Source organism: Streptomyces sp. NBC_00385, assembly GCF_035917155.1.
Lineage (GTDB): Bacteria > Actinomycetota > Actinomycetes > Streptomycetales > Streptomycetaceae > Streptomyces > Streptomyces poriferorum.
The window spans coordinates 4,906,217-4,931,389 of the sequence record NZ_CP107951.1; the positions used below are offsets into that span (position 1 = coordinate 4,906,217).

At 70.0% G+C, this 25,173-nt stretch carries 27 protein-coding genes; 11 read left to right on the top strand and 16 right to left on the bottom strand.

What is annotated here, in order from left to right:
* Positions 1 to 39: 39 nt before the first annotated feature.
* Together OG959_RS21965 and OG959_RS21970 are read left to right on the top strand one after the other, a co-directional pair.
* Positions 40 to 2,646, top strand: coding sequence for a S8 family serine peptidase (locus OG959_RS21965; RefSeq protein WP_326660925.1), 2,607 nt, complete (start codon positions 40 to 42; stop codon positions 2,644 to 2,646).
* Entirely contained in the window at positions 2,646 to 5,600 is a 2,955-nt protein-coding gene (locus OG959_RS21970) for a hypothetical protein (RefSeq protein WP_326660927.1), read from the top strand. The genes OG959_RS21965 and OG959_RS21970 overlap by 1 nt, the downstream gene beginning before the upstream one ends.
* A 242-nt stretch (positions 5,601 to 5,842) precedes the next feature.
* Here OG959_RS21970 and OG959_RS21975 read toward each other — a convergent pair whose 3' ends face one another.
* From OG959_RS21975 to OG959_RS22000, 6 genes are all read right to left on the bottom strand, one after another.
* The gene (locus OG959_RS21975) at positions 5,843 to 6,520 is read right to left on the bottom strand and encodes a hypothetical protein (protein WP_326660929.1); all 678 of its coding nucleotides are present in this window, start codon (positions 6,518 to 6,520) and stop codon (positions 5,843 to 5,845) included.
* Between the two features lie 37 nt (positions 6,521 to 6,557).
* Positions 6,558 to 7,085, bottom strand: a complete 528-nt coding sequence (locus OG959_RS21980) for a S1 RNA-binding domain-containing protein (protein WP_326660931.1) — start codon at positions 7,083 to 7,085, stop codon at positions 6,558 to 6,560.
* Positions 7,086 to 7,174: 89 nt separating this feature from the next.
* A complete protein-coding gene (locus OG959_RS21985) occupies positions 7,175 to 7,750 on the bottom strand; it encodes a hypothetical protein (protein WP_326660933.1) in 576 nt (191 codons plus the stop codon).
* Positions 7,751 to 7,758: 8 nt separating this feature from the next.
* Positions 7,759 to 8,685 (bottom strand): helix-turn-helix domain-containing protein, encoded by a 927-nt coding sequence (locus OG959_RS21990; protein WP_326660935.1) that lies wholly within the window; start codon positions 8,683 to 8,685, stop codon positions 7,759 to 7,761.
* Between the two features lie 353 nt (positions 8,686 to 9,038).
* Entirely contained in the window at positions 9,039 to 9,380 is a 342-nt protein-coding gene (locus tag OG959_RS21995; protein ID WP_326660937.1) for a VOC family protein, read from the bottom strand.
* 63 nt (positions 9,381 to 9,443) lie between these two features.
* Positions 9,444 to 10,295 carry an enoyl-CoA hydratase/isomerase family protein gene (locus OG959_RS22000; RefSeq protein ID WP_326660939.1) on the bottom strand — a complete coding sequence of 284 codons (852 nt, stop codon included), beginning with the start codon at positions 10,293 to 10,295 and terminating at the stop codon, positions 9,444 to 9,446.
* Positions 10,296 to 10,343: 48 nt separating this feature from the next.
* Between OG959_RS22000 and OG959_RS22005 the strand changes: the two genes are divergently transcribed.
* Positions 10,344 to 10,934 (top strand): TetR/AcrR family transcriptional regulator, encoded by a 591-nt coding sequence (locus tag OG959_RS22005; RefSeq protein ID WP_326660941.1) that lies wholly within the window; start codon positions 10,344 to 10,346, stop codon positions 10,932 to 10,934.
* A gap of 37 nt (positions 10,935 to 10,971) precedes the next feature.
* On the opposite strand, the gene OG959_RS22010 is transcribed toward OG959_RS22005, so the two are convergent.
* Positions 10,972 to 11,217 (bottom strand): DUF397 domain-containing protein, encoded by a 246-nt coding sequence (locus tag OG959_RS22010; protein ID WP_326660943.1) that lies wholly within the window; start codon positions 11,215 to 11,217, stop codon positions 10,972 to 10,974.
* The gene (locus OG959_RS22015) at positions 11,214 to 12,080 is read right to left on the bottom strand and encodes a helix-turn-helix domain-containing protein (protein ID WP_326660945.1); all 867 of its coding nucleotides are present in this window, start codon (positions 12,078 to 12,080) and stop codon (positions 11,214 to 11,216) included. Before OG959_RS22015 ends, OG959_RS22010 begins: the two co-directional genes overlap by 4 nt.
* Positions 12,081 to 12,215: 135 nt before the next feature.
* On the opposite strand from OG959_RS22015, the gene OG959_RS22020 reads away from it, so the two are divergent.
* Positions 12,216 to 12,650, top strand: a complete 435-nt coding sequence (locus tag OG959_RS22020; protein WP_326660947.1) for an ATP-binding protein — start codon at positions 12,216 to 12,218, stop codon at positions 12,648 to 12,650.
* A 51-nt stretch (positions 12,651 to 12,701) separates the two neighbouring features.
* A complete protein-coding gene (locus OG959_RS22025; protein ID WP_326660949.1) occupies positions 12,702 to 13,328 on the top strand; it encodes a DUF4333 domain-containing protein in 627 nt (208 codons plus the stop codon).
* A gap of 164 nt (positions 13,329 to 13,492) precedes the next feature.
* Here OG959_RS22025 and OG959_RS22030 read toward each other — a convergent pair whose 3' ends face one another.
* Positions 13,493 to 14,944 (bottom strand): DHA2 family efflux MFS transporter permease subunit, encoded by a 1,452-nt coding sequence (locus OG959_RS22030; RefSeq protein WP_326660951.1) that lies wholly within the window; start codon positions 14,942 to 14,944, stop codon positions 13,493 to 13,495.
* Between the two features lie 125 nt (positions 14,945 to 15,069).
* On the opposite strand from OG959_RS22030, the gene OG959_RS22035 reads away from it, so the two are divergent.
* Positions 15,070 to 15,528: a helix-turn-helix domain-containing protein gene (locus tag OG959_RS22035; protein ID WP_326660952.1), complete on the top strand. Its 459-nt coding sequence runs from the start codon at positions 15,070 to 15,072 to the stop codon at positions 15,526 to 15,528.
* 179 nt (positions 15,529 to 15,707) lie between these two features.
* Positions 15,708 to 16,904, top strand: coding sequence for a serine/threonine-protein kinase (locus tag OG959_RS22040; RefSeq protein ID WP_326666538.1), 1,197 nt, complete (start codon positions 15,708 to 15,710; stop codon positions 16,902 to 16,904).
* On the opposite strand, the gene OG959_RS22045 is transcribed toward OG959_RS22040, so the two are convergent.
* From OG959_RS22045 to OG959_RS22055, 3 genes are all read right to left on the bottom strand, one after another.
* Positions 16,897 to 17,307, bottom strand: coding sequence for a hypothetical protein (locus tag OG959_RS22045; RefSeq protein ID WP_326660953.1), 411 nt, complete (start codon positions 17,305 to 17,307; stop codon positions 16,897 to 16,899). The two genes, OG959_RS22040 and OG959_RS22045, sit on opposite strands and share 8 nt — an antisense overlap.
* Before the next feature lie 87 nt (positions 17,308 to 17,394).
* Complete coding sequence (locus tag OG959_RS22050; RefSeq protein WP_326660955.1) at positions 17,395 to 17,850, bottom strand: VOC family protein; 456 nt, start codon at positions 17,848 to 17,850, stop codon at positions 17,395 to 17,397.
* A gap of 76 nt (positions 17,851 to 17,926) precedes the next feature.
* Positions 17,927 to 18,505, bottom strand: a complete 579-nt coding sequence (locus OG959_RS22055; protein WP_326660957.1) for a dienelactone hydrolase family protein — start codon at positions 18,503 to 18,505, stop codon at positions 17,927 to 17,929.
* A gap of 85 nt (positions 18,506 to 18,590) precedes the next feature.
* Here OG959_RS22055 and OG959_RS22060 point away from each other — a divergent pair, with 85 nt between their 5' ends.
* Complete coding sequence (locus OG959_RS22060; protein ID WP_326660959.1) at positions 18,591 to 19,175, top strand: ArsR/SmtB family transcription factor; 585 nt, start codon at positions 18,591 to 18,593, stop codon at positions 19,173 to 19,175.
* Positions 19,176 to 19,202: 27 nt separating this feature from the next.
* Here OG959_RS22060 and OG959_RS22065 read toward each other — a convergent pair whose 3' ends face one another.
* Genes OG959_RS22065 through OG959_RS22075 form a run of 3 tightly spaced genes read right to left on the bottom strand, consistent with a single transcriptional unit; the run spans position 19,203 to position 21,729 of the window.
* The gene (locus OG959_RS22065; RefSeq protein WP_326660961.1) at positions 19,203 to 20,297 is read right to left on the bottom strand and encodes a sensor histidine kinase; all 1,095 of its coding nucleotides are present in this window, start codon (positions 20,295 to 20,297) and stop codon (positions 19,203 to 19,205) included.
* Positions 20,290 to 21,009: a response regulator transcription factor gene (locus OG959_RS22070; RefSeq protein WP_326660963.1), complete on the bottom strand. Its 720-nt coding sequence runs from the start codon at positions 21,007 to 21,009 to the stop codon at positions 20,290 to 20,292. The genes OG959_RS22065 and OG959_RS22070 overlap by 8 nt, the downstream gene beginning before the upstream one ends.
* A 9-nt stretch (positions 21,010 to 21,018) precedes the next feature.
* Positions 21,019 to 21,729 carry a VanZ family protein gene (locus tag OG959_RS22075; RefSeq protein WP_326660965.1) on the bottom strand — a complete coding sequence of 237 codons (711 nt, stop codon included), beginning with the start codon at positions 21,727 to 21,729 and terminating at the stop codon, positions 21,019 to 21,021.
* A gap of 120 nt (positions 21,730 to 21,849) precedes the next feature.
* On the opposite strand from OG959_RS22075, the gene OG959_RS22080 reads away from it, so the two are divergent.
* From OG959_RS22080 to OG959_RS22095, 3 genes are all read left to right on the top strand, one after another.
* Entirely contained in the window at positions 21,850 to 22,506 is a 657-nt protein-coding gene (locus OG959_RS22080) for a maleylpyruvate isomerase N-terminal domain-containing protein (protein ID WP_326660968.1), read from the top strand.
* 432 nt (positions 22,507 to 22,938) lie between these two features.
* A complete protein-coding gene (locus OG959_RS22090; RefSeq protein ID WP_326660969.1) occupies positions 22,939 to 23,550 on the top strand; it encodes a TetR/AcrR family transcriptional regulator in 612 nt (203 codons plus the stop codon).
* A 50-nt stretch (positions 23,551 to 23,600) separates the two neighbouring features.
* Entirely contained in the window at positions 23,601 to 24,212 is a 612-nt protein-coding gene (locus tag OG959_RS22095) for an SRPBCC domain-containing protein (RefSeq protein ID WP_326660971.1), read from the top strand.
* A gap of 76 nt (positions 24,213 to 24,288) precedes the next feature.
* Here the strand turns inward: OG959_RS22095 and OG959_RS22100 are convergent, their stop codons facing one another.
* Positions 24,289 to 25,032: a GntR family transcriptional regulator gene (locus OG959_RS22100; protein ID WP_326660972.1), complete on the bottom strand. Its 744-nt coding sequence runs from the start codon at positions 25,030 to 25,032 to the stop codon at positions 24,289 to 24,291.
* Between the last annotated feature and the right edge of the window lie 141 nt (positions 25,033 to 25,173).

Below are 25,173 nucleotides of genomic sequence, written 5' to 3' on the forward strand. Positions count from 1 at the left end.
GTCCGGGCACCCGACTGCCTTCCCCGGAGGAGTGCTTCGATGCACCTGCCCCGATCGCCCAGGCGTAGACGTGCCGTGTGGGCGGTGGCCTCGCTCAGCGCGGCTGCCGCGCTGCTGGCCAGTCCCGTACCCGCCCTTGCCGACTCCGCCGACTCCGCCGACTCCGCACCGTCGAGTCCGGCATCGGGCAAGATCGACGCCGGACTCGCGTCCGCCGTGCGCAACGGCGCGGACGCCCACTTCTTCGTCGTGCTCAAGGACCAGGCCGACCTCACGGCCGCCAAGCGCAAGACGACCCACGCCCAGGCGGCCCAGGCCGCCTACAAGTCGCTGCGCGACACCGCGAACAAGGGCCAGCGCTCGCTCACCGCCTTCCTCGACAAGAAGAAGGTGGGGCACCAGGACTACTGGATCGCCAACACGGTCCAGGTGACCGGTGACCAGGCGCTGGTGAACGAGCTGGCGAAGCGTTCCGACGTGGCCAGGATCGTCAAGGCGCGGACGTACAAGCTCGACGACATGGAGACCTCCGACGCGAAGGTCACCGCATCGCGCACCGTGTCGGCAGGGGCCGACTCCTCCGCCACGGGCGACGACACCCCGGAGTGGGGCGTCAAGGACATCAAGGCCGACCAGGTCTGGTCGCAGTACGACAACCGTGGCGAGGGCATCGTCATCGCCAGCGTCGACTCGGGTGTGCAGTACGACCACCCGGACCTGGTGCAGCAGTACCGGGGCAACAACGGCGACGGCTCGTTCACGCACGACTACAACTTCTACGACCCGTCCGGGGCCTGCGGCACGTCCGGTACGCCGTGCGACAACAATGGCCACGGCACCCACACGATGGGCACGATGGTCGGCAAGCACGGCATCGGTGTCGCCCCCGACGCGACGTGGATCGCGGCCAAGGGCTGCGAGTCCGATCAGTGCACGGACGACTACCTCCTCAAGGCCGGTCAGTGGATCCTCGCCCCGACCGACCACAACGGGCAGAACCCGCGCCCGGACCTCGCCCCGAACATCGTCAACAACTCCTGGGGCGGTGACGACGGCACCTTCTACACGAAGATCATTGAGGCCTGGAACTCCGCGGGCATCTTCGAGGCATTCGCCGCCGGTAACGACGGTGACGGCGCCACCTGCTCCACCACGCACCCGCCGGGCTCGCAGGTCGTCTCCTACGGCGTGGGCGCGTACGACTCCGCCGGCAAGATCGCCGACTTCTCCGGTTTCGGTCCCTCCCCGATCGACGGCCTCGCGAAGCCGAACATCTCGGCACCCGGCGTCGACGTCACGGCCACCTGGCCCGGTTCGCAGTACAACACCATCAGCGGTACGTCGATGGCGACCCCGCACGTCGCGGGCGCGGTCGCGCTGCTGTGGTCGGCGGCCCCGTCCCTGATCGGCAACATCGACGAGACCCGCAAGCTCCTCAACGAGGGCGCACGCGACGTCGAGGACACCCACTGCGGCGGCACCGCCGGTATGAACAACGTGTGGGGCGAGGGCAAGCTCGACATCTTCGCCTCCGTGGAGAAGGCCCCGCACACCGCGGTGACGGTGTCCGGGAAGATCACGGACAAGACGAGCGGCGCCGCGCTGTCGGGCGTCACCGTCAAGGCCACGAACGACTCCACCAACCGCTCGGTGACCACCGGTCCCGACGGCTCCTACCGGCTGTCGCTGCTCCCGGGCACCTACAGCTTCTCGGCCGGCTCCTACGGCTACGTGACCGGCACGGTGTCGGGCGTCGAACTGGCCACGGGGCAGCCCCTGACGCAGGACCTCGCGCTCGCCGCCGTGCCCGCGCACCAGGTGACCGGCACCGTCCTCGACGTCACCGGCAAGCCGCTCGCCAAGGCCACCGTCTCCGTGACCGGCACCCCCGTCGCGGCGGTCACCACCGACAGCCGGGGCCTGTTCACCCTGCCGAAGGTCGCCGAGGGCGCCTACACGCTGTCGGTCGCCCCGGCCGCTCCGGTCGTGTGCAACGGCGTCTACAACGGCGCGCTGAAGGTCGACGGCGACGAGACGGCCGACGTCAAGCTGCCCAACCGCACGGACGCGGCCGGTACTTATTCCTGTGCCCCCGTCGCCTCCTCCTGGGTCAAGGGATCGAAGAGCGTCGCCCTGACCGGTGACGAGGACGCCACGAAGATCAGCCTGCCGTTCCCGGTGCGCCACTACGGCGTGAGTTACACCAGCGCCTCCGTCACCACCAACGGCCTGGTCAACTTCCTCCAGCCGCGCCTGGGCGACTACGCCAACACCGCGCTGCCGGCGTCCGCCCAGCCCAACGGCGTCGTCGCCGCCTTCTGGGACGACCTGACCCTGGACAAGAAGTCGAGCGTCCAGACCGCGGTCACCGGCAAGACCGGCTCCCGTCAGTTCGCCATCGTGTGGAACAACGCCGCCTTCGTCTCCGACACCTCGGTACGCGTCTCCTTCGAGGCCCTCTTCGACGAGGCCACCGGCGCCGTCACCCTCCAGTACAAGGGCATCGGCAGCGCCGCCTCGCAGCGCGGCGGTTCGGCCACCACCGGCATCGAGAACCAGGCAGGCACCGACGGTCTCGGCAGCTCGTTCAACGAGACCGTCCTGAGCGACGCCACCGCCCTCCGCTTCTCCCCGAAGGACATCTGATGAGAAACCCGCAACGACGGGGCCTGCGCCTGGCCTCCATGCTGGTTGCCTCCGGCCTCGCCCTGAGCGCCGCCCCGGCGGTCCACGCCGACGACAGCAACGGCATCCTGAAGCTCACCGACAGCCAGGCCGCGGAGATGGCCGGCCGTCTCATGCCCGACGTCTACGGCGACGGGCGCGGCCAGGGCGATGCCCGGCAGGCCGCCGAGGCAGCCAAGGAAACCGCTGACAAGACCGCCGCCGCAGCGGGCGAGGACGCCACCGCAGCCGGCACCGGCACGTCGACCGACGCCACCAGCAACTGGAAGCTGACCAAGAAGTCCGGCATCGAGGGCGCCCAGGGCATGGCCGCCACGTTCCCGGTCGGCGGCTCGAAGGGCGACTACTTCAGCGTCAACGGGCTCAGCCCGATCCAGCGCGTAGGAGCCGACGGCAAGCAGAAGTGGTCGCGCGACGCCACGTCCCTGGACACGGACTGGCAGATCACCCCGACCCCCCGCGGCAGCAAGGAGCCCTACCCGCCCGCCGTGGTGATGGGCTTCAACGCGATCAGCCCGTTCGCCATGGCCAGCGACGACGGTGTCACCACCGGCGACCTGACCGGCGACGGCGTGGACGACATCGTCTTCACCGCCGAGAACGGCGTACTGCCCTACCGCCCGTTCACCTCCCCCGGCTCCTCGCTGCCCAACGGCACCTTCGTCACGGTCCTGGACGGCGCCACCGGCAAGACACTGTGGTCGAAGCTCTACGCGGCCGCCTACAACGTCAAACTGGTCGGCAAGACGCTCGTGATCGCGGACTCCGCGTTCTCCAACATGAACTCCCCGGCCGGTTCCAAGGCCACCCTGACCGGCATCCGCTTCGACTTCGCCGACGGCAAGCTCACCCCGAAGCAGACCTGGACGCACGACGCCGAGCTCTACGCCGGCGTCCAGTGGGGGTCGCTCCAGCCGCTGGGCGACGGACTGATCGCCGCCTCCTGGAACCAGGACCGCGACTACGCCACCGACCAGACCCCCAGCGGCCACACCCTGGTGATCGACACCGAGGACGGCAGCGTCAAGTGGGAGCAGACCGGGCGCCTCTACGTACGGCAGCTGCGCCTGGACGCCAAGCGTGACCGCGTCGTGGCGCTGGAGCAGTCGGACTACACCGAGGGCGTGAAGTACGAGATCGCCGCCTACGACATCGCCGACGGCACCCGTACCAGCCTCACCGAGCGGATCAACGCGCTTCCCCTCGTGCTGGAGATCGGCGACATCCAGGGCAACTCCAAGCCGGAGTACACGGTCAGCGAGTCGACGCTCTCCGAATCCGCGTACAGCTCGGTTCCCGACATGAACACCAACAGCGTCCGCGCACTCGACGGCGACGACGCGAGCGTGCTCTGGGCGCACACCGTCAAGCGGACGGGCGACGAGGGTGACGTCGCCGCCGCCTGGGGCCTGAAGGCGGCCGACGGCAAGATCGTGGCCACCTATCTGAACGAGGCGGACCGCCAGACCGCCGAGAACCGCTATGGCTCCCACTACGCCAAGATCTCCGTACTCAGCGGCACCAAGGGCGCCGTGAAGTGGGAGAAGAGCGGCATCATCGGCTCGCCCCTGTACACCGAGCCGTTCAAGGACGGCTCGTGGCGGATCCGGACCGTCGACACCGACCAGAACGTACGCGTCTACAACCTCGGCAACGGCAAGCAGAAGACCGTGCAGCCGCTGGAAGGCGTCCCCACCACCGCCGCCGTCACGGACATCAACGGAGACAAGAAGAACGACGTCGTCCTCGGCGGCTCGTCCAACGGGCTGTTCGCCTACGACGGCACGTCGATGGTCTCAGGACAGCCGAAGCGGCTGTGGTCGACGACGCTGCCCGGCCGGGTGGTCCAGGTCATCAAGGCCGACACCACCGGCGACGGCCGCGACGAGCTGATCGTCGCCGCGAGTACGGCGACCGCCATCGTCGACGCCCGCACCGGCAAGGTCCGCACCGTCATCGAGGCGGGCGCCGGCGAGTACGTCCGTAACGTCGTCGCCTCCGACCTCGACGGCGACGGCGTCGCCGAGGTGACCGTGGCGACCGACAAGGTCCGCGCCTACGAGGGCAACGGCTCCCTGAAGTGGGAGTACACGGTCCCGGCGGAGATCGGCACGCCGGCGTTCGCCGACCTGTCCGCGGCCGACGGCAAGATCTACGCCCAGTACCAGTCCCGCGGCCAGGGCCCCACCGCTCCGGTCGCCGTGGGCGGCGTCGCGCTGAACGGCAAGGACGGCTCGGCCGCCTGGTCGTTCACCCCGGAGGCACCCAGCACCAGCCAGGGCAACATCCTCGGCATGCCGCTGCGCGCCGGCACGTTCGCCTCGTCGGGCATCCCGTACGCCGACGGTCACGCGGTGGTCTTCACCTACGTGGTGCGCGGCAACTCCGAGCAGCTGCCGCCCAACCAGCTGACCAACATGGTCCAGATCCGCGACGGCCGCACCGGCGAGCTGCTGCACGAGGCCGAGGCGGGCGGCTACGCCACCCTCGCCAACTGGACCACGGGCCCCGAGGGCCTGGTGGAGAACAGCCTCGCCTCGCTCCGCACCTACGGCGCCGACGGCGTGGACGGCCACGCTCGCGCCATCGCCGAGATCCGCAGCGGCTCCTTCGCCACCGGCCCCGACGGCGCCCGCATCCTCGTCCGCAGCGGCGAGACGTTCGTCGCGCTCTACAAGCCCGAGGCACTGAAGGCCGACGTCGAGCCGTACCAGTTGGCCGTCACCGGCTTCAACGCCTGGGGCGCCCGGGAGCACTTCGTGGCCGACCTCGACGGCGACGGCAAGGACGAGATCGTCACCCTGCCGTTCGACGCGTACGGCACCGACCGCACGGCCGGCCTCGTCGGCAACGAGGTGTCGGGCTCCTACACCGCCATCCGTTCGGCGATCACCCTGACCATCGACAACGCCTGACCCCCTGCACGCTCTGAGCCGGCGTCCCCGCACCATTGCGGGGGCGCCGGCTCTCGCGTTCCCACGCCCCCCAGCCGGCGTGTAACGCACCAGTAATGGCCCCGACATACGGTTCGGGGGATCCCTACGCCGCGCCCGGCTTCTCTGGGGTGGTACTGGGGAACCGCCGACCGGCGGAATTTCAGAGAGGGCGAGGCGTAGGGATCGCCCAAGCGGTGACGCCGGCGGTGGACCGCACCCGCTCAGCCCGCCGAAGTGACCCGTGTCGCCTCGCGTGCCTCGGCGAGGGCGAGCTGCCTGATGCCGACGAACAACCGCATGCTGGTGGCGGCCATGACGTCATCCCGGCCGACGGTCCGCCTGCCCCCTCCCTTGCGGGCGACCATGACCGCATCCCGGGCGAGGTCCGTCAAAAACGTGCTCGCGATCCCGTCCAGGTCGCGGACCATCGCAGGGACGGCCGTCACCCCCTGGCTCCGCAGCAGCTTTCTGACCCCGGCCTCGAACCGGTGGGAGCCGGCCACAGCACTCGCTCTGCGCGATCTGCTGCGCTTGGGAGGGGTCACGATGACACCCGCGGCGTCGCGCATGACACCCATCCGCTCCTTGAACGTCGAGCTGTATCCGAACCACTCGCCCCCCACCTCGAGTTCGACGTTCCGGTCGATCGCCGAGATCAGGTCCTTGGGAAGCAGCTTCTTCCGGTTCTCCTCCGCCGCCGCTCTCCTCGCGGCGCCGATGATCTCCGCCAGGACGGTCCGTGTCACCGACGCGGCGGCTGTCGCGGCCGGCCGGGATACGTGCATCGGGGTCACGTCCCTGAATACCGCCTTGACGAGGGAAGGCGTGAACGGCGGGACATCCATGACCGAGGCGGCCGCGAGGCCGCTGCGATCGGGGCGTGCGGGTTGTGCGGTCATCGGAGGGGCTCCCGGTGGTCGGAGTTGTCAGGGGATCTCATGGGCGAAGGGACAACAGGATCCGACGGTGTACAAGGTTGATGGCAACGACCTCCACCGCGACCTCGTCGCCCGCCTGCAGGGCGTAATCCGAGGGGTCGGACATGTGGTCTGCGAGCTCGGGCCACGGGACCAGCCCTGCGTAGTGCTGGTCCACTTGGACGAACGCGCCGATGTTCACCACCTTCTCCACGCGACCTGTGACGACACGGCCGAAGTGCGTGCGCGCGAACTCTGGCAGTGGGTCGGGATGGAGCGCCTTGAGCGACAGTGCGCACTGTCCTCGATCCAGGTCAACGCCCAGGACGACGACGGTCACCTCCTGACCGATCTCAACGACATCCGATATCGCCTCGTAAGCCTCGTAATGAGTCCCCCAGGTCCACTCGGCGCAGTTCACCACGCCGTCCAAACCCCCGATGTCGACGAACACACCGAACGCTTCGATCCCTGAAACGACCCCATTGCAAACATCGCCCGCGTTCAACCCCTCCAGCTTCGCCCGGCGCACCTGCTCCTTGGACATCTCCGCCCCCCAATCCCTCCGAAGTCACCCAGCCTCTCACCGCGGATTCCGCAGGGGAAGAAGATCAACAGCCCCTGCGCGTGCGCTCCTCAGGCGCGCAAGGCATCGAGTTCGGCCGCGCGACGGAGATCCTTGGGGCGGCCGAGGGCGTGCCTCATGCGGATCAGGTCGTCCAAGTCGACGTACTGGATGGCGAATCCGGCCGGGTCACAGGTACGCACGGCCCGGGCGAGGCAGGGCACGACGTCCATGTCACCCCAGGGGAGGGCGGGCGTGCACAAGTCGCCGCTGACACCGGGCACCTGGTACTCCACCTGCGGCCGGTCCAGCTCGGGCAGGGCCGTGCAGCCTGTGGCAGCCAGGGCGGCGTGCAGGGCGCGCCCCTGTTCGGGGGAGCCGTCCCACAGCAGGTCGAGGTCGCCCGTCAGCTCGGTCGAGCCGTGCATGATCCCGGCGACCTGGCCGATGACCACCGCGCCGGACCCGGCCTCGTGCAGAGCCCGCAGAAGTGGCAGCGGATCGAAGCCGAGCGCCCCGTCCGTGGAGAACGTGCCCGCAACGTCATCGGCTTCCTCCGGGCCGCGCCCCGTGGCGGCACGCTCACGGGTGGCCTCCTGAGTACGACGGACGGCCTGACGGAGGAGGAGCGCTGCGGTCTCGTTCACCGCCCCATTCAACCGCAGCTGTTCAGCGGGTACGTGTCCGTGGCCCCTGCGCACTCGTCGCAGTTGCCCGGCTCCGGAGCTCTGAACGCCCGGTCACAGCCGTCGCAGTTCTGCATCGGCACGGGCCGGAACGCGGCGGGCAGGGAGCGTCCGGACGGCAGCGAGACCGTGAGCCGGTGCCGCACCAGCTGCGCCGGGAACCGTACGGGCCGGGGCAGGTCCTCGGTGAGCGCCTTGCGTACGGCGGCGGGCGAGGCGTCCCGTTCGAACCATGCCGCCACACCGGGAGCGAGGAAGTCGATCTGCTCCTCGGTCAGGACGAGTTCGGCGTCCTGGTTCTGGAGACCGACGAGCAGGAGCGCGGCAGCCTGGAGCAGTTGCGGCCGGGGGTTGACCGGCTGGGGCAACGGAGGGCGCGGGGGCTTCTTGGCGGTGGGCGCGGGGACGCGGGGGAGGGGCGCAGGCTCGGGTTCGGGCTGCGCCGCGGGTGGGGGCGGCACGACTGTCGGCTTCGGTGAGGGTGCCGGTGCCGGTGCCGGGCGGGGCCTGCGCGGCTTGGCCGTCTGCGTCTGCGCCTTGTCGAGCGCGGCCGGATCCGGGTGGTTGTACGACACCGTGCGCGTGTAGACCTTGCCCTCCGGCGAACGCACCCGCGTGCGCTTCAGGTAGCCATGCTGCTCCAGCTCCCGCAGGGCCTCGGCGATGCGGTGCTCGCTGTCGGCGGGCAGGCGGGCGGCGAGGACCTTGATGCCGACCTTGGCGCCGGGCGGCAGCGACTGGATGTGGAGGGCGAGACCCCGGGCGGCAAGCGAGAGTTCGGGGTGCTGGCTGAGGTGATTGCCCACGACGGTGAAGCGCTCGGTGTGGCGAACGTTGACATGTTCGACGCCAGAGGGCGGGACGTAGGGGGCCGCGATAACCTGCGAGGTAGCCATCAGGAAGGTGTCACTTCCGTGTTGGTCAGGCCCCCGCTCGGGATTGTCGTCCCGGCGGGGGCCGTCAGAGTCTGAAGTTTGGTGCGGTGAGCATATGCCACGCAACCGGGTGCAAATCCAGCTCAGTTGGCGAACCTCACCCGTGCGGGTGACGAGGACGCCGGGCGGGTTGGGTGGGTATTTAGTTCTCTTCCAAGAGCCTTTAAAAGCTTTTACGTCGTAGGCCACCGGGTCGCGGAAATCCACGTCGTGGGCACCGCATCGTGGATTCCCGCGACCCGGTGACGTGCGATCCGGGGGCAGGCCCGGCAGGCCCGGCACGCGTACTGGGCGGCCAGGATGTGACGGGTTGCTCAGGGGCCGACGTACTCGTACACGCCTCCGTGGGGATGGCGGAGCACCGCGCGATGGCCGTTGGGCGTGGGCTGGGCCGGCCTCAGCACGGTGGCCCCGGCCGTCACGGCTTCGTCGACTGCCGCTTTCAGGTCGACGACCGCGAGCGTGGCCGCGACCCCTGCGACCTGTTGCACCGCCTCGTCGGGCCCGCTGAACAACAAGAAGGGGCCAATGGCGGCCAGAGTCACCCCGGCGAAGGCGAAGCGTGCGGCCGTCAGGCCCGTCAACTTCTCGTAGAAGGGGATGGCCGCATCCAGGTCGTCGACACGCTGTCGCGCGATCACGGAGTCGATGTTCATGGTCGCTGGTAGCTCCTTGGAGTGTGCCGGGTGTCCGGATGGACGGGTGTGTTCGCGGCGGCGCTAATGGCCACTGCTCGCCAGGAGTTGGCGCGCATACACGCCACGGAGGTCCTCGGAGATCCTGCGCCGCCACGGGCGGCTGACGACCGCATGGGTGAGTCGACGTGATGTACGAGGCGCAGTCATGACCGTCTCCGCAATACGGCGGGCCCGGCCCATTAGTTGCTCCCTCGGGAGCACCTCATTGACCAGCCCCCACCGCAGCGCGGTAGCGGAGTCGATTCCCCCTCCCGTGTAAGCGAGGTGGGCGGCACGCTTGGTGCCGATCAGCTCCTCCAGCGCCAGGTACATGCCGTCGCCGGGCACCGAACCCGCAGCGAAGTTCCCGTCCGCGATCACCACGTCGTCGGCGCACAGGGTGATGTCGCACATCAAGGCCAGTTCCTGTCGCGGACCGGGCCCGTTCAGCACGCCGATGGTCGGTACGTCGACGTGGAGAACCAGGCCCTCAAGCATCCGCACCCCGTCTGCGTACTGCTCGTACAGCATGTCGCTGGACCACTGCGACAACGGTTGCGCAAAAGACCGGTGGTCCACCCCGGCCATCCAGTGTCCGTCCGTGCCCGTGATGATCACGACCTCGTTGTCCGGGTCCGCGCCGGCCTCCGTGAGCACGCGCCCCCAGGCGTTCAGCAGCGCACGCGAAAGGACGGCCGATCCGCCCGCAGTGTGCATACGGATCTCGATGACCCCGGCGTCCCGGTGGATGGCGAAGTGTTCGGAGAATGCGGTGGCATACCGATCCAGGGACGGGCGTTTCACGAAGCCACCGACAAGCCTGTCGCGATCACCAAGGGCATCGGGCATCGGGCATCGAACCTTTCGATCGGCAGGAGCCTGGCGCCTCACCATGCCACAGTAAACGGGGTCAGACCCCATTTAGCGAGAAGACGGGAAAGAATGCAGCCAGACGACGAGGTGCGCGCGGGTGCCGATCGGCACGTGCGTGCCGATGCCCGGATCAGCCGCGAGCGGATTGTGGCATCGGCCGGTCAACTCTTCGCGCAGGAGGGCGTGTTGGTTTCGCTGGAGCGGATTGCCGGGCATGCGGGCGTCGGCTCGGCGACGCTGCACCGCCACTTCCGGGGGAGACGCGCACTGGCCGCTGCGGTGATGGACGAGCGGGTCGGGGCCCTCTGCGCGCGAGCACGTGGGCTCTCGGACGACTTCGCACCCGGGCAGGCCCTCGAAATGTGGATGCGGGTAGTCGTGGAGCACAACTGCACGTTCCGCGGCCTGGCCGCGCTGCTCGCCGAGGAGTTGGCCGAGTCCGGGACACACGTGGAGGCCCGCCACGACGAGGTGCGTGCGGCGGGCGGGGAACTCCTGCGTCAGGCGCAGCAGGAAGGCATGGCCCGGAGTGACCTCACGATCTCGGATCTGCTCAACCTGACCAACGGCATCGCGGTGGCCACCGAGGGTGCCCGGGAACGGGCGAGTCGGATCGGCCACCTGCTCGACGTCGTGGTTACCGGAGTGCGTCCTCGCTGAGAGCCGGACCCGTACGAAATGCCCGTCGGTTGCCGGATCAGCCCCGGCGGGCGTGGGCGAGGAAGACGGACCAGGCGGCGGGGGTCACGTCTACGTGTGGGGCCTGGAGGTTCTTGGAGTCGCGGATGTGGATGGTGGCGGGGGAGGTGGCTACCTCGATGCAGTTGCCGCCTTCGCCGGTGCTGTAGCTGGACTTGCGCCAGTCGTAGGCGACCTCGATGCAGGTTCCGCCCTCGCCGCCGCTGTAGCTGCTCTTGAACCAGTGCAGTTGCTCGGTGTTCATCGCTCTCCCAGCATCTTCTCGATCAGCGTCAGGGACTCCCTCGGGGTGAGAGCCTGCGCCCGCATGATCCCATAGCGCTCGTTGACCACGCGGACTTCGTCAGGAGCGGTGATGAGTCGAGCGTGGCCCTGCACTTCGGTATAGGCGACCTCTCCGCGTCCCTTCGGCGTGAGCAGCGTGAAGGGACCGTCCATAGATGGGTGTTCTTCGCGCTCAGTCGGCATCACTTGAAGTTCAACGGTCCGCATCTGCCCCACATGGCGCAGTCGGCGTAGCTGATCCATGTGGACGGACCGTCCGCCGATGGGGCGCTGCAGCACCGCCTCCTCCAGTACGAAACTGAACGTTGGCGCAGGCCAGCGCTCGAAGATCGACTGGCGGGCAAGGCGGTCCGCGACCCGTTTCTCGACGGTCTCTTCGTTCAGTAAGGGGCGGCGGCGGGTGAAGACCGCGCGGGCATAGTCCTCGGTTTGTAGTAGCCCAGGTACCGCCTGGTTGCTGTATTCGTGAAGGGCCAGCGAATCCGCCTCCGTGCGCGCGAAGTCCCGGAACCAGTCCGGATGCCGCGTCCGCGACCGCGCCAACGCCTCCCGCACCTCATCCGCAGCCGCCGCCAGCACTCCGCCCCCGCCGAGCACCTGGTCCACACGCTCAAGGAAGTCCAGCTGGGGCGTCCGTACGCCCCGTTCCACCGCCGACACCAGGTCCTCCCCGCAGTGCGTCGCAAGGCCCAGCTCCCGCTGGCTCAGGCCCGCGCGTTCGCGCAGGACCTTGATCTGTTTGCCCAGCGCCCTGAACAGGTGCGCCGTACCGTCCGATTCGGCCGGCCGCTCCGGCCGTTCTTCGCGTTCCGCGTTCGCCATCCGTCCCGTACCGCCTCTGTCCGTACCCGGTCACGGCCGACAGCCCGTACAGCCGGCAGGGAGGACCCGTACAGCTTCACGGCGTCGTGGTGTCACTCCTGGTCAGCGTACGAGTACGCGGACACGCTGAGTCACATGAACGCCGAAATCACCCTTGCGGGCGCCGAGTTCGTCCAACGCTTCACCGCCACCCGCCGTGGCGCCCGGCTCGCACGCCGGCTTGCCGTGCATCAGCTGGACGAGTGGGGGGTTCCGTACGGGAGTGAGCTGTCCGACGACGTGGCGGTGGTCGTGGCCGAGCTGGCGGCGAACGCGGTGGTGCACGGGTACGTACCGGGACGGGACTTCGAGCTGCGGTTGCAGGCCCTCGGCGCGGGCGGGGTCCGGATCGAGGTCTCCGACGCGCGGAGGGAACGGCGGCCGGAGGTGTGCGAGGAGCGGGCAGGTGCGGAGGCGGGGCACGGGCTCCGTCTGGTCGAGGCGCTGGCGGCGAAGTGGGGTGTGGCCGAGCGGGTGGTCGGCAAGACGGTGTGGGCCGAGATCGGCCGGGACCGGGAACCGGGGCGGTGATTTTGCGCGTCGCGTAGCTTGGCATGAATCGTTCTTGACCGAGGAGACCCCATGCAGCAGTCCACCGGAAGCCGTATCGCCGTGCGAGCCGCAGGGGCGCTGCTCGCGGTGGCGTTCGCGGCGGGTTGTTCGGCGAGCGTGGGCTCGAAGGAAGTGAAGAAGGACGAGGTCGCCAAGCAGGCGTCGGCTGCGCTCGGTAAGCAGGTCGGCCGGGAACCCGACGACATCACCTGCGAGGACGACCTCAAGGCCGAGGTGGGCGCGACCATACGGTGCGAGCTCACCGACGGCGGCAAGAAGCAGGGCATGACGGTCACCGCCAAGTCGGTCGACGGCGACAAGGTCAACATGGACTTCAAGGTCGACGAGGCCACGGGCGCGGGCAGCTCCGCGGACCCGGAGCCCACCGACGCGGCGAGCACCGGCACCGGCGCCGGGGGTCAGTCCGTGAACAGGGCGGAGGTCGCCCGTCAGGGCAAGGCCGCACTGACGGCCCAGGTCGGCAAGGCGCCCGACGCCTTCTCCTGCGCCGAGGACCTTCCGGCCGAGGTGGGTGCCACCATCCGCTGCCAGCTGGCGTCGGAGGGCAAGCAGTACGGCGTGACGGTGACCGCGAAGTCGGTCGTCAACGGCAAGGTCAGCATGGACTTCAAGGTGGACGACGCCGCGACCGGCTGATCCTGGGGAACCGAACCCGAGGCGGCGGCGCGTCCAGCACCGTTGTGGCCCAAACCTGTTGGACCTGGATGAACCGGCGTTCAGGCGGGGCGCCCCGGAGTCGGACGGAGTGCTGTCGGGCCACCGACCGGTGGGGCCGGCGGCCGGACAAGCGGGCCATTCGGTCAGCGACGGGGCGTCGTCTCGCAGGGGGCCGCGGCCGGTACGAGGCCCGCGGGCTCGGCCTTGGTGTGGTTGCGTACCAGCAGGCAGGCGAGCGCTCCGGCCAGGACCACGGCGATCGGGAGGATCGCGGTGACGTGCATCGTGGCGATGAACGCGTCGGCGTATGTCTTGCCGGTGGCCAGCTCGGCGGTCAGCCGGCCCTGCAGCACAGCGCCGACCGTCGCCGCGCCGATGACGGAACCGACCTGACGGATCGTGTTGTTGACGCCTGAGGCGGCGCCGGCCAGTCGGGGATCGACGTTCCGCATGGCCTCGGTGGACATCGGTGCGACCACGCAGCCGATGCCCAGACCCGTGATCAGGGTCGCCGGGACGAACGCGTACCAGGGGGTGGCCACCCCCGCGATCAGCACGATGGCGAGCATCCCGGTTGCGTACAGCGTCAGTCCAGTCATCAGCAGGTACTTGCCGCCGAGACGGTCCGAGAGCCTTCCCGCGAACGGCCCGACGGCCATCGATACCAGTGAGGACGGGGCGAGCACCATGCCGGCCTTGATCGCGCTCAGGTGCAGGACCGACTGCAGATAGAGGTTGAACGGCAGCACCAGCCCGATCATGGCCATCGACACCAGCGCGACCAGAACGGTCATGACGCTGAAGTTGCGGTCACGGAAGAGTGCGAACGGCACCAGCGGCTCCTGGTCCTGCTTGCCGCGCTGGTGCAGCAGGAAGCCCGCGACGAGTGCGGCGCCGGCGCCCAGCAGCGTCCAGATACCGGGGCCCCAGTGGTAGCGCGTGCCCTCCTGGAGGCCGAAGGCCAGGCAGGCCAGTGCCGCTGTGGCGATCAGTACGCCCATCACGTCGAAGCGGTGCTTGAGGCCGTGCCGGATGTCGGGGACGACCAGGAAGGTGAGCGCGAGCGCGGCCAGACCGATGGGCACGTTCACCAGGAAGATCCAGCGCCAGCCGACCGTGGAGACCAGGATGCCGCCCAGGGTGGGGCCGGACAGGGTGGCCAGACCCGCGACCATGCCCCAGATCCCCATGGCGGTGCCACGCCGCTGGGCGGGGAAGACCGAGACGATCAGGGCCATCGTCTGGGGCACCAGCAAGGCGGCGCCGAGTCCCTGGACGACTCGGGCGGCGATCAACAGGGTGGCGTCCGGGGCCGTTCCGCAGGCGACGCTGGCCAGGGTGAAGATCACCAGCCCCGCGGCGAAGACATTGCGCGGCCCGAGCAGGTCGCCGAGGCGGCCGGCGGTGATCAGCAGCACCGCCAGGACGAGCGCGTAGCCGCTGACGACCCAGAGCGTCTGGTCGAGCGAGGCGCCGAGCCCGTCGATCATCTCCGGGATCGCGATGTTCACGATCGTCAGATCCAGCAGGGTCATGAAGAACCCGAGGGAGAGCGTCACCAGGACCGCCCACGGGTTCGCGTGCCATTTCCGCATGGATCCACCCCTTCGACCGACCCCGGCGGACCCGAGGACCTGGCCCCGACGGTATTGCATCGAACTAGATACATCAAGATAGATGCATTGAGGGAGATGCATCGATCTCGATGTACTGTGGCGCCATGAATGGAGTCGAACTGTTCCTCCTGGGGCGGACCCTGATGAAGATCGGCGAAGAGGCCATGCCGGAGCCGGAGGGCGGTAGCGGGCGCCACCGCGGCTCCGTCCGGTCCGTCCTGATCGTGGTGAGCGATATCGCCGCCCATCCGGACAGCGCCGTCGGTGAGATCGCCGCACGGACCGGCCTGCCGCAGAGCCAGGTATCCACGGCCGTTGCCCGTCTCAAGGAGACGGGCGCGATCGTGACGTCGCCCGACCCCGCCGACCGTCGCCGCCTCCTGGTCCGGAAGTCCCCCGACCTCTCGGACCGCGTGGTGCGGGTCCGGGCGACCGCGATCGATGACACGCTCGCCAAGGCGCTCGGCGCCGGCGATCCGGAAAGGATCCAGGAAGTCGCTGATGCCCTTGCCGTGCTCGCCCGGCACCTGACTCCGCAGGCGCTGGCCAACCTGCGCCCCTAGGGCCTCTCGTTCGGATCGCGCCGGTCCGCCATCGGCCGGCGCGGCATCATCGCGAGGGGACCCGGCGATTGTCCGACGCGACGGCGTGGTGTGCCCGGGCCGGCGAGCATGGTCCCGTCCCGCTGCCCGGCCCGCCTGCGTCATACTGAGCCGCTGGAACACAGGGGGGCGTGCGGCACATGGGGTACGGGGCGGACGGTGTGGGCCTGCCGGAGAGTGTCGGCGGGTACGCCGTGGAGCGGGAGTTGGGCGCCGGCGGGATGGGCGTCGTCTATCTGGCGCGTTCACGCGGCGGGCGTGCGGTGGCCGTGAAGGTGGCGCGCTCAGAGCTCGCGACCGACCCGCACTTCCGGGAGCGGTTCCGTGCCGAGGTCGAGGCCGCGCGCAGGGTGGGCGGCTTCCACACGGCGCCGGTGGTGGACGCGGACCCGGCAGCGGCGGCGCCCTGGCTGGCCACGGCGTACATCCCCGGGCCCACGCTCGGCGCGCTGATCGAGGCCGAGGGGCCGATGGGTGAGGCGCGGCTGCGGCAGCTCGGCGCGGCGCTCGCCGAGGCGCTGGCGGCGATCCACGGCTGCGGGCTGGTACACCGTGACCTGAAGCCCGGGAACATCATCATGGCCTCGGACGGCCCGAGGGTCCTGGACTTCGGCATCGCCCGGGCGCTGGAGTCGACCCGCCTGACGGCCACCGGAGTCGCCTTCGGGACGCCGGGGTTCCTGGCGCCCGAACAGGCGCAGGGACTCGAAGTCGGGGGAGCCGCCGATGTGTTCGCGCTCGGGGCCGTGCTCGTCGCGGCGGCGGGCGGATCCGCGTTCGGGGCGGGGACGCCGATGGGGCTGATGTACCGGTCGGTGCACGAGGCGCCGGATCTGGCGGTGGTACCGGACGGCCTGCGGCCGATCGTGGCGTCGTGCCTGGCCAAGGAGCCCGGTGAACGGCCCACGCCGGAACGGCTGTTGGACCTGTTCGTGCCGGGTGGGGCGACGTACTCCCCGACGGTGGCGGTACCGCCACCGCCCTCCTACGCACCGGCCGCCGCCGTCCCGTTCCACCAGGCGCCGACCGGATTCGGGCCGCCGAACTACGTGGGGCCCGATACGGGGTCCGACATGGAGTTCATGGCGGTCAGCGCGGACAGCTTCGTCCTGGTCGATGCCATGGGGGTCGAGCTCGGAACGCCGCTGGGTGAAGTGCGGTTCACCTGGGCGGATATCAGCACGGTCGAGTATGCGGCCACGAGCCCGAAGCACCTGGGCGTCACCGTCCGCCTCCGTAACGGCGCCGCCTACCCGTGCGTGATCGCCGCCCGGAAGCGGGCCCGGCTGCGTGAGTGGCTGGAGGACCTGCCGCTGATCCTGGACTGCTTCAGGTAGGGCGGAGCGCCTCGGTCACGTACCGCATGTGCGCGGGATCGCAGGCGATCAGGATGTCGGCCTGTCCGTCGCTGCATTCGGCGAGCTGCCAGTACGGGGGGATGGAGCGCGGATCCGTCCGTGCCCGGCGGCGTATCCGCTGTACGGCGATCCGCTCGGCGGGCAACGCGCGGCGCCGGAGCTCCTTGAACTCGGTGGGTGACACGTGCAGCGCGGTCCGGGAGGCGGAGAGGAAGACGGGTACCGGCCGGCAGTACGGGCGGTCGCCCAGGAGGTACGCCTCGAAGGTCACCTCGCCGCCGTCCGCGAAGACGCGCTCCTGCGCCCGCTCCCGGCGCCGTCGCCCGGGCAGCCCCGGGGTCAGGAGCTGGTCGGCGACGAAGGAGATCAGGAACGTGATCATCTCTGCGGGACCTCCGAGGCGGTGAGCGATCGTGTCCGGCCTGCATGACGGTGTCCGAGCGTGCTGCCCGGTCCGGCTCAACGCCCCTCACACGACGTCGAATTCGTTGCCCTCGGGGTCCTGCAGGGCAGCGGCGTAGAACCCCATGTCCGGCTCTTCCTTGATCCGCAGCACGGTGGCACCGGCGGTGACCAGCCGCTGTACCGTGGCGTCGACCCGCTGGGCGCGGACGTCCAGCGGGACGTCGCGGCCCCCGCCGACCTTCAGGTCGAAGTGCCATCGGTTCTTGGCGGACTTCGCTTCCGGGACCTGCTGGAACCACACCCTCGGCCCACGTCCCTCGGGATCGATGATCGACTCCGGGATGTCCCCGGCGCCGGCCGGCAACTCCGCCTCGGGCACCCCCATCGCCGCCCAGTAGGCACGCCACGTGGCGTGCCCGGCCGGCGGAGGCTCGGGAACGTAACCCAGGGCCTCGGCCCAGAAGGTCACCATTTTCTGCGGATCGGAGCAGTCGATCGTCAGCTGCACGGTCATCTCCATCCTCGGAGCATCCCAGGCAGGTCTGACAGGCGATGGTCCTTCGCGGCAGGTCCGGCCGACTCGGGGCCCGCCCCGGCTACCGCAGGCCGTTGAGGAACTCGATGGCCCGCCCGGTCAGCAGCTCGGCCGCGGCCCGGTCGTAGGACGCCAGCGAGGAGTCCGCGAACAGATGATTCTTGCCGGGGTAGAGGAACAGCTCCGCCCGGTCGGTGGCGGCGGTCAGCTCCCTGGCGGCGTCGAGGTCCCCCTCGTCGGCGAAGAACGGGTCACCGTCCATCCCGTGCACCTGCACCGGGACGCCGGCCGGCCATGCCTCGCCGAACTCGGACACGGGCAGGCAGGCGTCGACGAGCAGCGCGCCCTTGGCTCCGGGACGGGTCTGGGCCAGGCGCTGGGCCGGCATGACGCCGAGGGAGAAGCCCATGTAGACGACGTCCTCGCCGAGCGACCGGGCGGCGGTGATCCCGCGCTCCATGACGGTGCCGAATCCCGTCCCGCTCGCGTAGCCGATGCCCTCCTCCAGGGTCTCGAAGGTGTGCCCCTCATAGAGGTCCGGCACGTGGACGGTGTGGCCCGCCCGGCGGAGTTCGGCCGCGAAGGCCTCGACGCCGGGGGTCAGCCCCTGCGCGTGATGGAACAGCACAACCTCGGTCATCGTCTGCCCGCCTTCATCTCGCTGATTCATCCCGGTGAACGATCCAAAGTTTTGGAACAATCGGCGATGCTAGTCTAATCGAATTATGTCGAGCAATACTCCGGACTACGAACTCGACGAAACGGTCGAGCTCACCACCGCCGAGCAGGTGCGGGCCATCGGCGACCCCCTGCGCACCACCCTCCTCGGTCTGCTGCACGAGCGCGCCGCGACGGTCACCGAGCTCGCCGCCGCGGTCGAGCGGCCGAAGAGCACCGTCGCGCATCATGTCGGGGTCCTGACCAAGGCCGGTCTGCTGCGCGTGGTGCGGACCCGTAGGGTCCGGGCGATCGAGGAGCGTTACTACGGCCGCACCGCGCGGATGTTCTTCGTCGGCCTCGGCAGGCAGTCCTCCGACGGACAACTGCCGCCCGACTTCAACGACTTCGAGGTGGCGGCGAAGGAGTCGGCCACGGCGTACGAGCTCGGGCAACTGCGCGGGTTCATCCGGCGGGCCCGGATCTCCGAAGATCAGGCGGCCGAGTTCTGGGAGCGCATCGAGCAGGTGGTCCACGAGTTCGACAAGCTCCCGCGTAGCGGTGACACCGTCCACGGATTCGCCGTCGGTGTCTATCCGATCCCCGACCACCCGACCCTGCCACCCGCGCCGCCCGCCGGGGACAAGGACTGACGTCGCCGTTCGCCCGTTCCGCTGTGATCAGCCGGCTGCCCGGCGCCCGGTGCCCGGAAGGCGGACCGTGACGAGGAGGCCGCCGGCGGGGCGGGCGGCGAGGTCGAGGGTTCCGGCGTGGGCGCGGACGATGCTGTGCACGATGGCCAGGCCGAGCCCGGCGCCCGCGTGCTCGTCCGTGCGTACGCGTTCCGTGCCGCGCTGGAAGGGTTCGGTCAGGGTCGGTACGAGTTCCGGGGGCAGCCGGCGGCCCGTGCTCTCGACCCGCAGCACGCTGGTGTCGCCGTGCGCCTCCGTGTGGACCGTCACCGTGCCGCCCGTGGGCAGGTTGTGGACGACGGCGTTCTGGACGAGGTTCGTCACCATGCGCAGCAGGAGCTCCGCGGAGCCGCAGGTCCGGGCCGCCGTGCCGCTGACGTCGAGGGTGATCCGGCGTCGTTCGGCGAGCGGCAGCAGCGTTTCGGCGGCTTCCTCGGCGAGGAGGGAGAGGTCGACGCTCTCCCTCCTGAACGTGGAGCGGTCACCGCGGCTGAGGAGCAGGAGCGCCTCGGTGAGGTCGATGGCCCGCGTGTTCACCTCGTACAGGCGGTCGACGAGTTCGTCCCGGTCCCGTGCGGGGTCCTTGCGCGCGACGTCGAGGAGCGTGCGCGAGATCGCCAGTGGGGTGCGCAGTTCGTGGGAGGCGTTCGCGGCGAACCGCTGCTGCTCGGCGACGTGGGACTCGAGTTGTCCGAGCATCGCGTCGAACGTGTCGGAGAGCTCCCGGAATTCGTCCTGACGGCCCTCCATCCGGATCCGGTGCGACAGCGATCCGGACCCGGCCAGCCGTGCCGCGTCCGTGATCTGCGTGAGCGGGGCGAGCATCCGGCCGGCCAGGAGCCATCCGCCCACGAGGCCGAACACGAGCAGCGCGGCCATCGCGATGGCGGCGGGCGGCGCGAACGTGCGGATGAGGAGGTAGCGGTTGGGTGAGATCCCGAGCAGGCCCTGCGTGTTGTCGGGTACGTAGCGCAGCAGGTAGACCCAGACCACGGCCAGCAACAGGGCACCGGCGACGGCGAGGAACGCGGCGTAGCTGAGGGTCAGCTTCAGCCGGACGCTGAGCCCCGGGCGTCTACGCATGCGGGCCGCCGGAGGCGGGGGCGTCCGTGGCGGCGTTCGTGGCGCTGTCCGTGCCGGTGTCGATCCGGTAGCCGACGCCGGGCACCGTGGCGATGAGCCACGGTTCGCCGAGCCGTTTGCGCAGGGCCGAGACCGTGATGCGTACGGCGTTGGTGAACGGGTCCGCGTTCTCGTCCCAGGCCCGTTCCAGCAGCTCCTCCGCGCTGACGATGCCGCCCTCGGCGGCGACGAGGACCTCCAGTACGGCGAACTGCTTACGGGTCAGCGCGACGTACCGGCCGTCGCGGAAGACCTCCCGGCGGAACGGGTCCAGCCGCAGGCCCGCGATCTCGTGGACCGGGGGCCGGGCGTACGCGCGCCTGCGGTCGAGCGCCCTCAGCCGCAGGACCAGCTCCCGCAGCTCGAACGGCTTGGTGAGGTAGTCGTCGGCGCCGAGCCCGAACCCGGACGCCTTGTCGTCGATCCGGTCGGCGGCGGTGAGCATGAGGATCGGGATGCCGCTGCCGGAGGCGACGATGCGCCGGGCGACCTCGTCGCCGGAGGGGCCGGGGATGTCGCGGTCGAGGACCGCGAGGTCGTAGGAGTTGACGCTGAGGAGCTCCAGGGCCGAGTCGCCGTCGCCCGCGATGTCGGCGGCGATGGCCTCCAGCCGCAGACCGTCACGGACGGCCTCGGCCAGATAGGGCTCGTCCTCCACGATCAGTACGCGCATGTGCGAAGCCTAGAGCCGGCCGGACACTGCGGGCCGGGGCCGGGGCCGGTCCGTGGGCGCCTGCGCCGCCGTACGCCACCAGCGGCGCGACGCCAGTCCGGCCAGTACGGCGCCGGTGGCGTTGACCAGGATGTCGTCCACGGAGGACACCCGGTCCAGCCGGCAGACGTACTGCGCGATCTCGACCAGGGCCGAGCAGCCCGCCCCGAGCGCCAGGATCCGCGGCACGGACGCCAGTGCCGCGAACCGCATCGGGGCGAAGAAGCCCAGCGACGCGAAGACCAGCAGGTTGCCGGTGATCCCGAGCGGCCCCATCGTGACCAGGTCCCGCAGCGGCACCAGGCTCACCCGGGCGGGAGCCGCACCGGGCTGGGCCCCCGGCATCAGGGTCATCCACAGGAACGGCGCCGTGCCATGGACCATGCCCACCTCGGCCAGCGACATCCGCCACGGCGAGGTTCCGTCGGCGGCGCGCCGGATCCGCGCCAGCACCCACACCACGAGCAAGGACAACGGCAGCGCGACCAGCGTCATGAGCACGAGGCCGTTGAACGTGTCGTAACAGCCGTGCCACCGCCCCGCCATGCACCGCGGCGCGGCCATCCAGAGCATCCGCCGCATGGGGAACACGGCGACCGTCAGGGCGAGGACCGCGAGGCCGATGAGCACGATCCCGCGCACGCGACGGGACGGCGCGGCCAGGGTGGCGTTGGGGGTCATGGCCCCCATTGGAGACGGGGCGCGGTTGCGGGGGCGTATGCGGATTTCGATACGCCCGCGATATGCGGAGTCCCGGCGGAGCGAGGGAGCACCGGCGCCGGGCGCTGCTAGCTTGCGGCGATGGATCTCTTCTCCCACTCATGGGCAGCGCTCCGTACCGCGGTCGCCGAACTTCCGGACGAGGCCTTCGCCCGCCCGTCCGGCTGTACCGGCTGGCTCGTACGGGATCTGGTGTGCCACCTGGTCATCGACGCCCAGGACGTCCTGATCACGCTCGCCACGCCCGCCGCTTCGGAGCCGACGCGGGACGCGGTCACGTACTGGGAGGTCTCCACCACGCCGCCCACCGGTGACGACCCGCTCGACGCGCTGACCGTGCGTCTCGCGGCGGCGTACGAGGAGCCGTGGCTGCTCAGGTTCCACCTCGACGACGTGGGGTCGGCCGCGGGCAGGGCGGCGGTTCTCGCGGATCCGGCGGCCCGGGTCGGCACGCGCGACGAGGTGTTGACGGTCGACGAGTACCTCACCACGTACGTCCTGGAGTGGACGCTGCACCACCTCGACCTCATCGCGCACCTCCCGGACGCGGCGGACCCGCCGCCGGAGGGAATGGCCCGCTCGCGGGCGCTCCTGGAGTCGATCGCCGGGGCGGCGTTCCCCGCGTCGCTCTCCGACCGGGACGCCCTTCTCGTCGGCACCGGGCGACGGACCCCGACCGGGGCGGAGACGGCCGCACTCGGCGACCTGGCCACGCGCCTACCGCTCTTCCTCGGCTAGCCGCCCTGGTCGATGGCGTTCTCGTCCCAGGTGATCAGATACGTCAACGCTGCTCCAGGCCGAGTCGCGCGCACCTGGTCATGGGGAACCGTTTCCACGCTCCCGGATGCCTGGCGTGCCTGGTACTGGGCAAGGGCCAGAGCATCTTCGAGTTCGGCGAGCTCCTGCGGATTGATCAGTACGGCCGCGGGCTGGCCGTGGTCGGTGATCGTGATGCGCTCCCGCGCGTGCGAGGCCTGCGGACGAGGGAGCAGAAGCGTGCGCGGGCCTCTGTGATCGGCAGTGTGTCACTCAGGTAATGAAGGGTGCACTTGATCACCATTCTGTCCTGCGGGTGGTCGATCCCCCGCTTTTCGCTACCACCGTTGCGTAAAGCCTCCGGCGGCGCTACCTTCGTTTTACGAAACGGTCGTAGCGATAAGGGGTGGGCCCGTGGAACCGGCAGTCCGGCGCGGTCGGCCGCGCAGCGAGGCGGCGGATGCCCGCATCACCGGCGCGGCCCTGGAGTTGCTGCTCGAACGCGGCTATGACGCCTTCTCGGTCGACGAGGTGGCGGTGCGGGCCGGGGTCGCCAAGACCACGCTGTACCGGCGATGGCCCACCAAGGACCACCTCGTCGTCGCCGTCGTGGCGCGGATGCAGGACGAGGTCCCCGTCGAGTACCGGGGCGACGTACGCGCCGATCTCACGCGCTACCTCAACGCGATCGTCGACGGCCTCGGCCGGATGCGGCTCGCCGGGCGCCCCGCGGCGTCGGGTGACGCGTCCGCCGGGCTCGTCGCGGAGGTCGCCGCCGCCGCCGCGCGCCACGCCGACATCGGCTCCGCCGTGCAGGACATGTTCGTCCGGCGCAACGCCCTGGTGCTCCGGCTCATCGAACAGGCCCGGGACGCGGGGGAGTTGCGTGAGGACATCGATCCCGAGGTGCTCTTCGACCAGTTGGCCGGGGCGCTGTACTACCGGCTGCTGATCACCGGACGCCCCATCGGCACCGCGTACGTCGACCGGCTCATGACCAGTGTGCTGCGGGGTGCCGCCGCCTGAGGCGGACCGGGCCCCGGACCGTGTAACTCCTGACGAGAGGAAGTCCGACGATGACCACCGCCTTACCTTCCACGCCGACCGAGGCACCCCGGGATCCGGATCAGGCTCCCGTTCCCGCCCGGCGCCGCAGGCGTCGCGTACTTCTGGGAGCCGGGGCGGCGCTCGTCGCCCTGCTCGGCGGGTACACGGTGTGGAGCAATACCCACCCCGTCCGGCTGACCGCGTCCATCGAGATCGAGGCGTCGCCCGACGAGGTCTGGCAGGTGCTGACCGACCTGCCCGCCTATCCGCAGTGGAACCCGTTCCTCACCTCGACGCGGGTGACGTCGGAGGGCGGCCGGCTCGAAGAGGGCGCGACCCTGCGCAACGTGATGCACGACAGGACCGGGGACACCGTCTTCACCCCGGAAGTCCTGACCGTGGAGCCGGGCCGGGAGCTGCGGTGGCTCGGGAAGATGGGGCCCGGCTGGATCGCGGACGGGGAGCACCGGTTCGTGATCGAGGAGATCGGGGGCGGCCGGGTCCGCGTCACACAGAGCGAGTCGTTCACCGGGGTCGCGGTGCCGTTCGTGGAGGGGCAGTTGAGGGACGACACGCTTCCGCAGTTCCATGCGATGAACGAGGCCCTGGCCCGGCGGGTCGAGGCGGTGGGGCGTGGGTGACGTGCGGCGGCTGTCCGCGCGCTGACGTGTCCCGGCTGTCCGCCCGCCGCTGTCCGTCGGCCGCCCGCCGGGCCGTTCAGTGCGCGGTCAGCGTCATCTCGAAGGAGTACCGGGACGCGCGGTAGAGGTGGGACCCGAACTCCACCGGACGGCCCGCGTCGCCCTGGACCGTACGTTCCATGGTGAGCAGGGTGCCGCTGCGGCCCTCGCCCAGCAGGCGGGCCTCCGCCGCGGTGGCCCTGCGGGCTCCGATGTTCTGGCGGGCGGTGCGCAGCGAGACCCCGGACCGCCGCAGCAGTTCGTAGAGGCCGTGTGCGGTGAGGTCGTCCTCGGTCAGTGTCAGCAGGTCGGCGGGCAGATGGTTCTGCATGACGGCTATGGGCTCGTCGTTCGCGTAACGCAGCCTGCGCAGTGCCACCGTGGGGGTGCCGGGTTCGAGTGCGAGCGCGGCCGCCACGGGGCCCGCGGCGGGCACGGTCTGCAGGGACAGCACCTCGGTGCGGGGGCGGCGGTCGTCCCGCTGGAGGTCGTCGAAGAGGCTCGTCAGCTCGATCTGCCTGCTCACCCGGTTGTTGACGACCTGGGTGCCGACGCCGCGCTTGCGTGCGAGGAGCCCCTTGTCGACGAGGTACTGCATGGCCTGACGCATCGTCGGGCGCGAGAGTCCGAACTTGTCCGCCAGGGCGATCTCGTTCTCCAGCCGGGTGCCGGGCGCCAACGTGCCTGATTCGATGAGGTGTTGGAGCTGCTGCGCGACCTGGAAGTACAGCGGCACCGGACTGCTGCGGTCGATGCTTATCAGCCTGGTGATCGATTCCATGGGGACTCCTCGACGCGTAGTGCCAGGCGCTCAGTATGCCGCACGCTTCGACGTCAGCTCAGTACGTATATATGTCAGTACAAATGCTTGACTCGTTGTGAGTGCTGAGGATACAAATCAGGGGCAGGGATCAGACAGGAA

Coding starts and splice junctions, on each gene's coding strand:
- OG959_RS21965 (WP_326660925.1), top strand. CDS start 40: ATGCACCTGCCCCGATCGCCCAGGCGTAGACGTGCCGTGTGGGCGGTG.
- OG959_RS21970 (WP_326660927.1), top strand. CDS start 2,646: ATGAGAAACCCGCAACGACGGGGCCTGCGCCTGGCCTCCATGCTGGTT.
- OG959_RS21975 (WP_326660929.1), bottom strand. CDS start 6,520: ATGACCGCACAACCCGCACGCCCCGATCGCAGCGGCCTCGCGGCCGCC.
- OG959_RS21980 (WP_326660931.1), bottom strand. CDS start 7,085: ATGTCCAAGGAGCAGGTGCGCCGGGCGAAGCTGGAGGGGTTGAACGCG.
- OG959_RS21990 (WP_326660935.1), bottom strand. CDS start 8,685: ATGGCTACCTCGCAGGTTATCGCGGCCCCCTACGTCCCGCCCTCTGGC.
- OG959_RS21995 (WP_326660937.1), bottom strand. CDS start 9,380: ATGAACATCGACTCCGTGATCGCGCGACAGCGTGTCGACGACCTGGAT.
- OG959_RS22000 (WP_326660939.1), bottom strand. CDS start 10,295: ATGGTGAGGCGCCAGGCTCCTGCCGATCGAAAGGTTCGATGCCCGATG.
- OG959_RS22005 (WP_326660941.1), top strand. CDS start 10,344: ATGCAGCCAGACGACGAGGTGCGCGCGGGTGCCGATCGGCACGTGCGT.
- OG959_RS22010 (WP_326660943.1), bottom strand. CDS start 11,217: ATGAACACCGAGCAACTGCACTGGTTCAAGAGCAGCTACAGCGGCGGC.
- OG959_RS22015 (WP_326660945.1), bottom strand. CDS start 12,080: ATGGCGAACGCGGAACGCGAAGAACGGCCGGAGCGGCCGGCCGAATCG.
- OG959_RS22020 (WP_326660947.1), top strand. CDS start 12,216: ATGAACGCCGAAATCACCCTTGCGGGCGCCGAGTTCGTCCAACGCTTC.
- OG959_RS22025 (WP_326660949.1), top strand. CDS start 12,702: ATGCAGCAGTCCACCGGAAGCCGTATCGCCGTGCGAGCCGCAGGGGCG.
- OG959_RS22030 (WP_326660951.1), bottom strand. CDS start 14,944: ATGCGGAAATGGCACGCGAACCCGTGGGCGGTCCTGGTGACGCTCTCC.
- OG959_RS22035 (WP_326660952.1), top strand. CDS start 15,070: ATGAATGGAGTCGAACTGTTCCTCCTGGGGCGGACCCTGATGAAGATC.
- OG959_RS22040 (WP_326666538.1), top strand. CDS start 15,708: ATGGGGTACGGGGCGGACGGTGTGGGCCTGCCGGAGAGTGTCGGCGGG.
- OG959_RS22045 (WP_326660953.1), bottom strand. CDS start 17,307: ATGATCACGTTCCTGATCTCCTTCGTCGCCGACCAGCTCCTGACCCCG.
- OG959_RS22050 (WP_326660955.1), bottom strand. CDS start 17,850: ATGGAGATGACCGTGCAGCTGACGATCGACTGCTCCGATCCGCAGAAA.
- OG959_RS22055 (WP_326660957.1), bottom strand. CDS start 18,505: ATGACCGAGGTTGTGCTGTTCCATCACGCGCAGGGGCTGACCCCCGGC.
- OG959_RS22060 (WP_326660959.1), top strand. CDS start 18,591: ATGTCGAGCAATACTCCGGACTACGAACTCGACGAAACGGTCGAGCTC.
- OG959_RS22065 (WP_326660961.1), bottom strand. CDS start 20,297: ATGCGTAGACGCCCGGGGCTCAGCGTCCGGCTGAAGCTGACCCTCAGC.
- OG959_RS22070 (WP_326660963.1), bottom strand. CDS start 21,009: ATGCGCGTACTGATCGTGGAGGACGAGCCCTATCTGGCCGAGGCCGTC.
- OG959_RS22075 (WP_326660965.1), bottom strand. CDS start 21,729: ATGACCCCCAACGCCACCCTGGCCGCGCCGTCCCGTCGCGTGCGCGGG.
- OG959_RS22080 (WP_326660968.1), top strand. CDS start 21,850: ATGGATCTCTTCTCCCACTCATGGGCAGCGCTCCGTACCGCGGTCGCC.
- OG959_RS22095 (WP_326660971.1), top strand. CDS start 23,601: ATGACCACCGCCTTACCTTCCACGCCGACCGAGGCACCCCGGGATCCG.
- OG959_RS22100 (WP_326660972.1), bottom strand. CDS start 25,032: ATGGAATCGATCACCAGGCTGATAAGCATCGACCGCAGCAGTCCGGTG.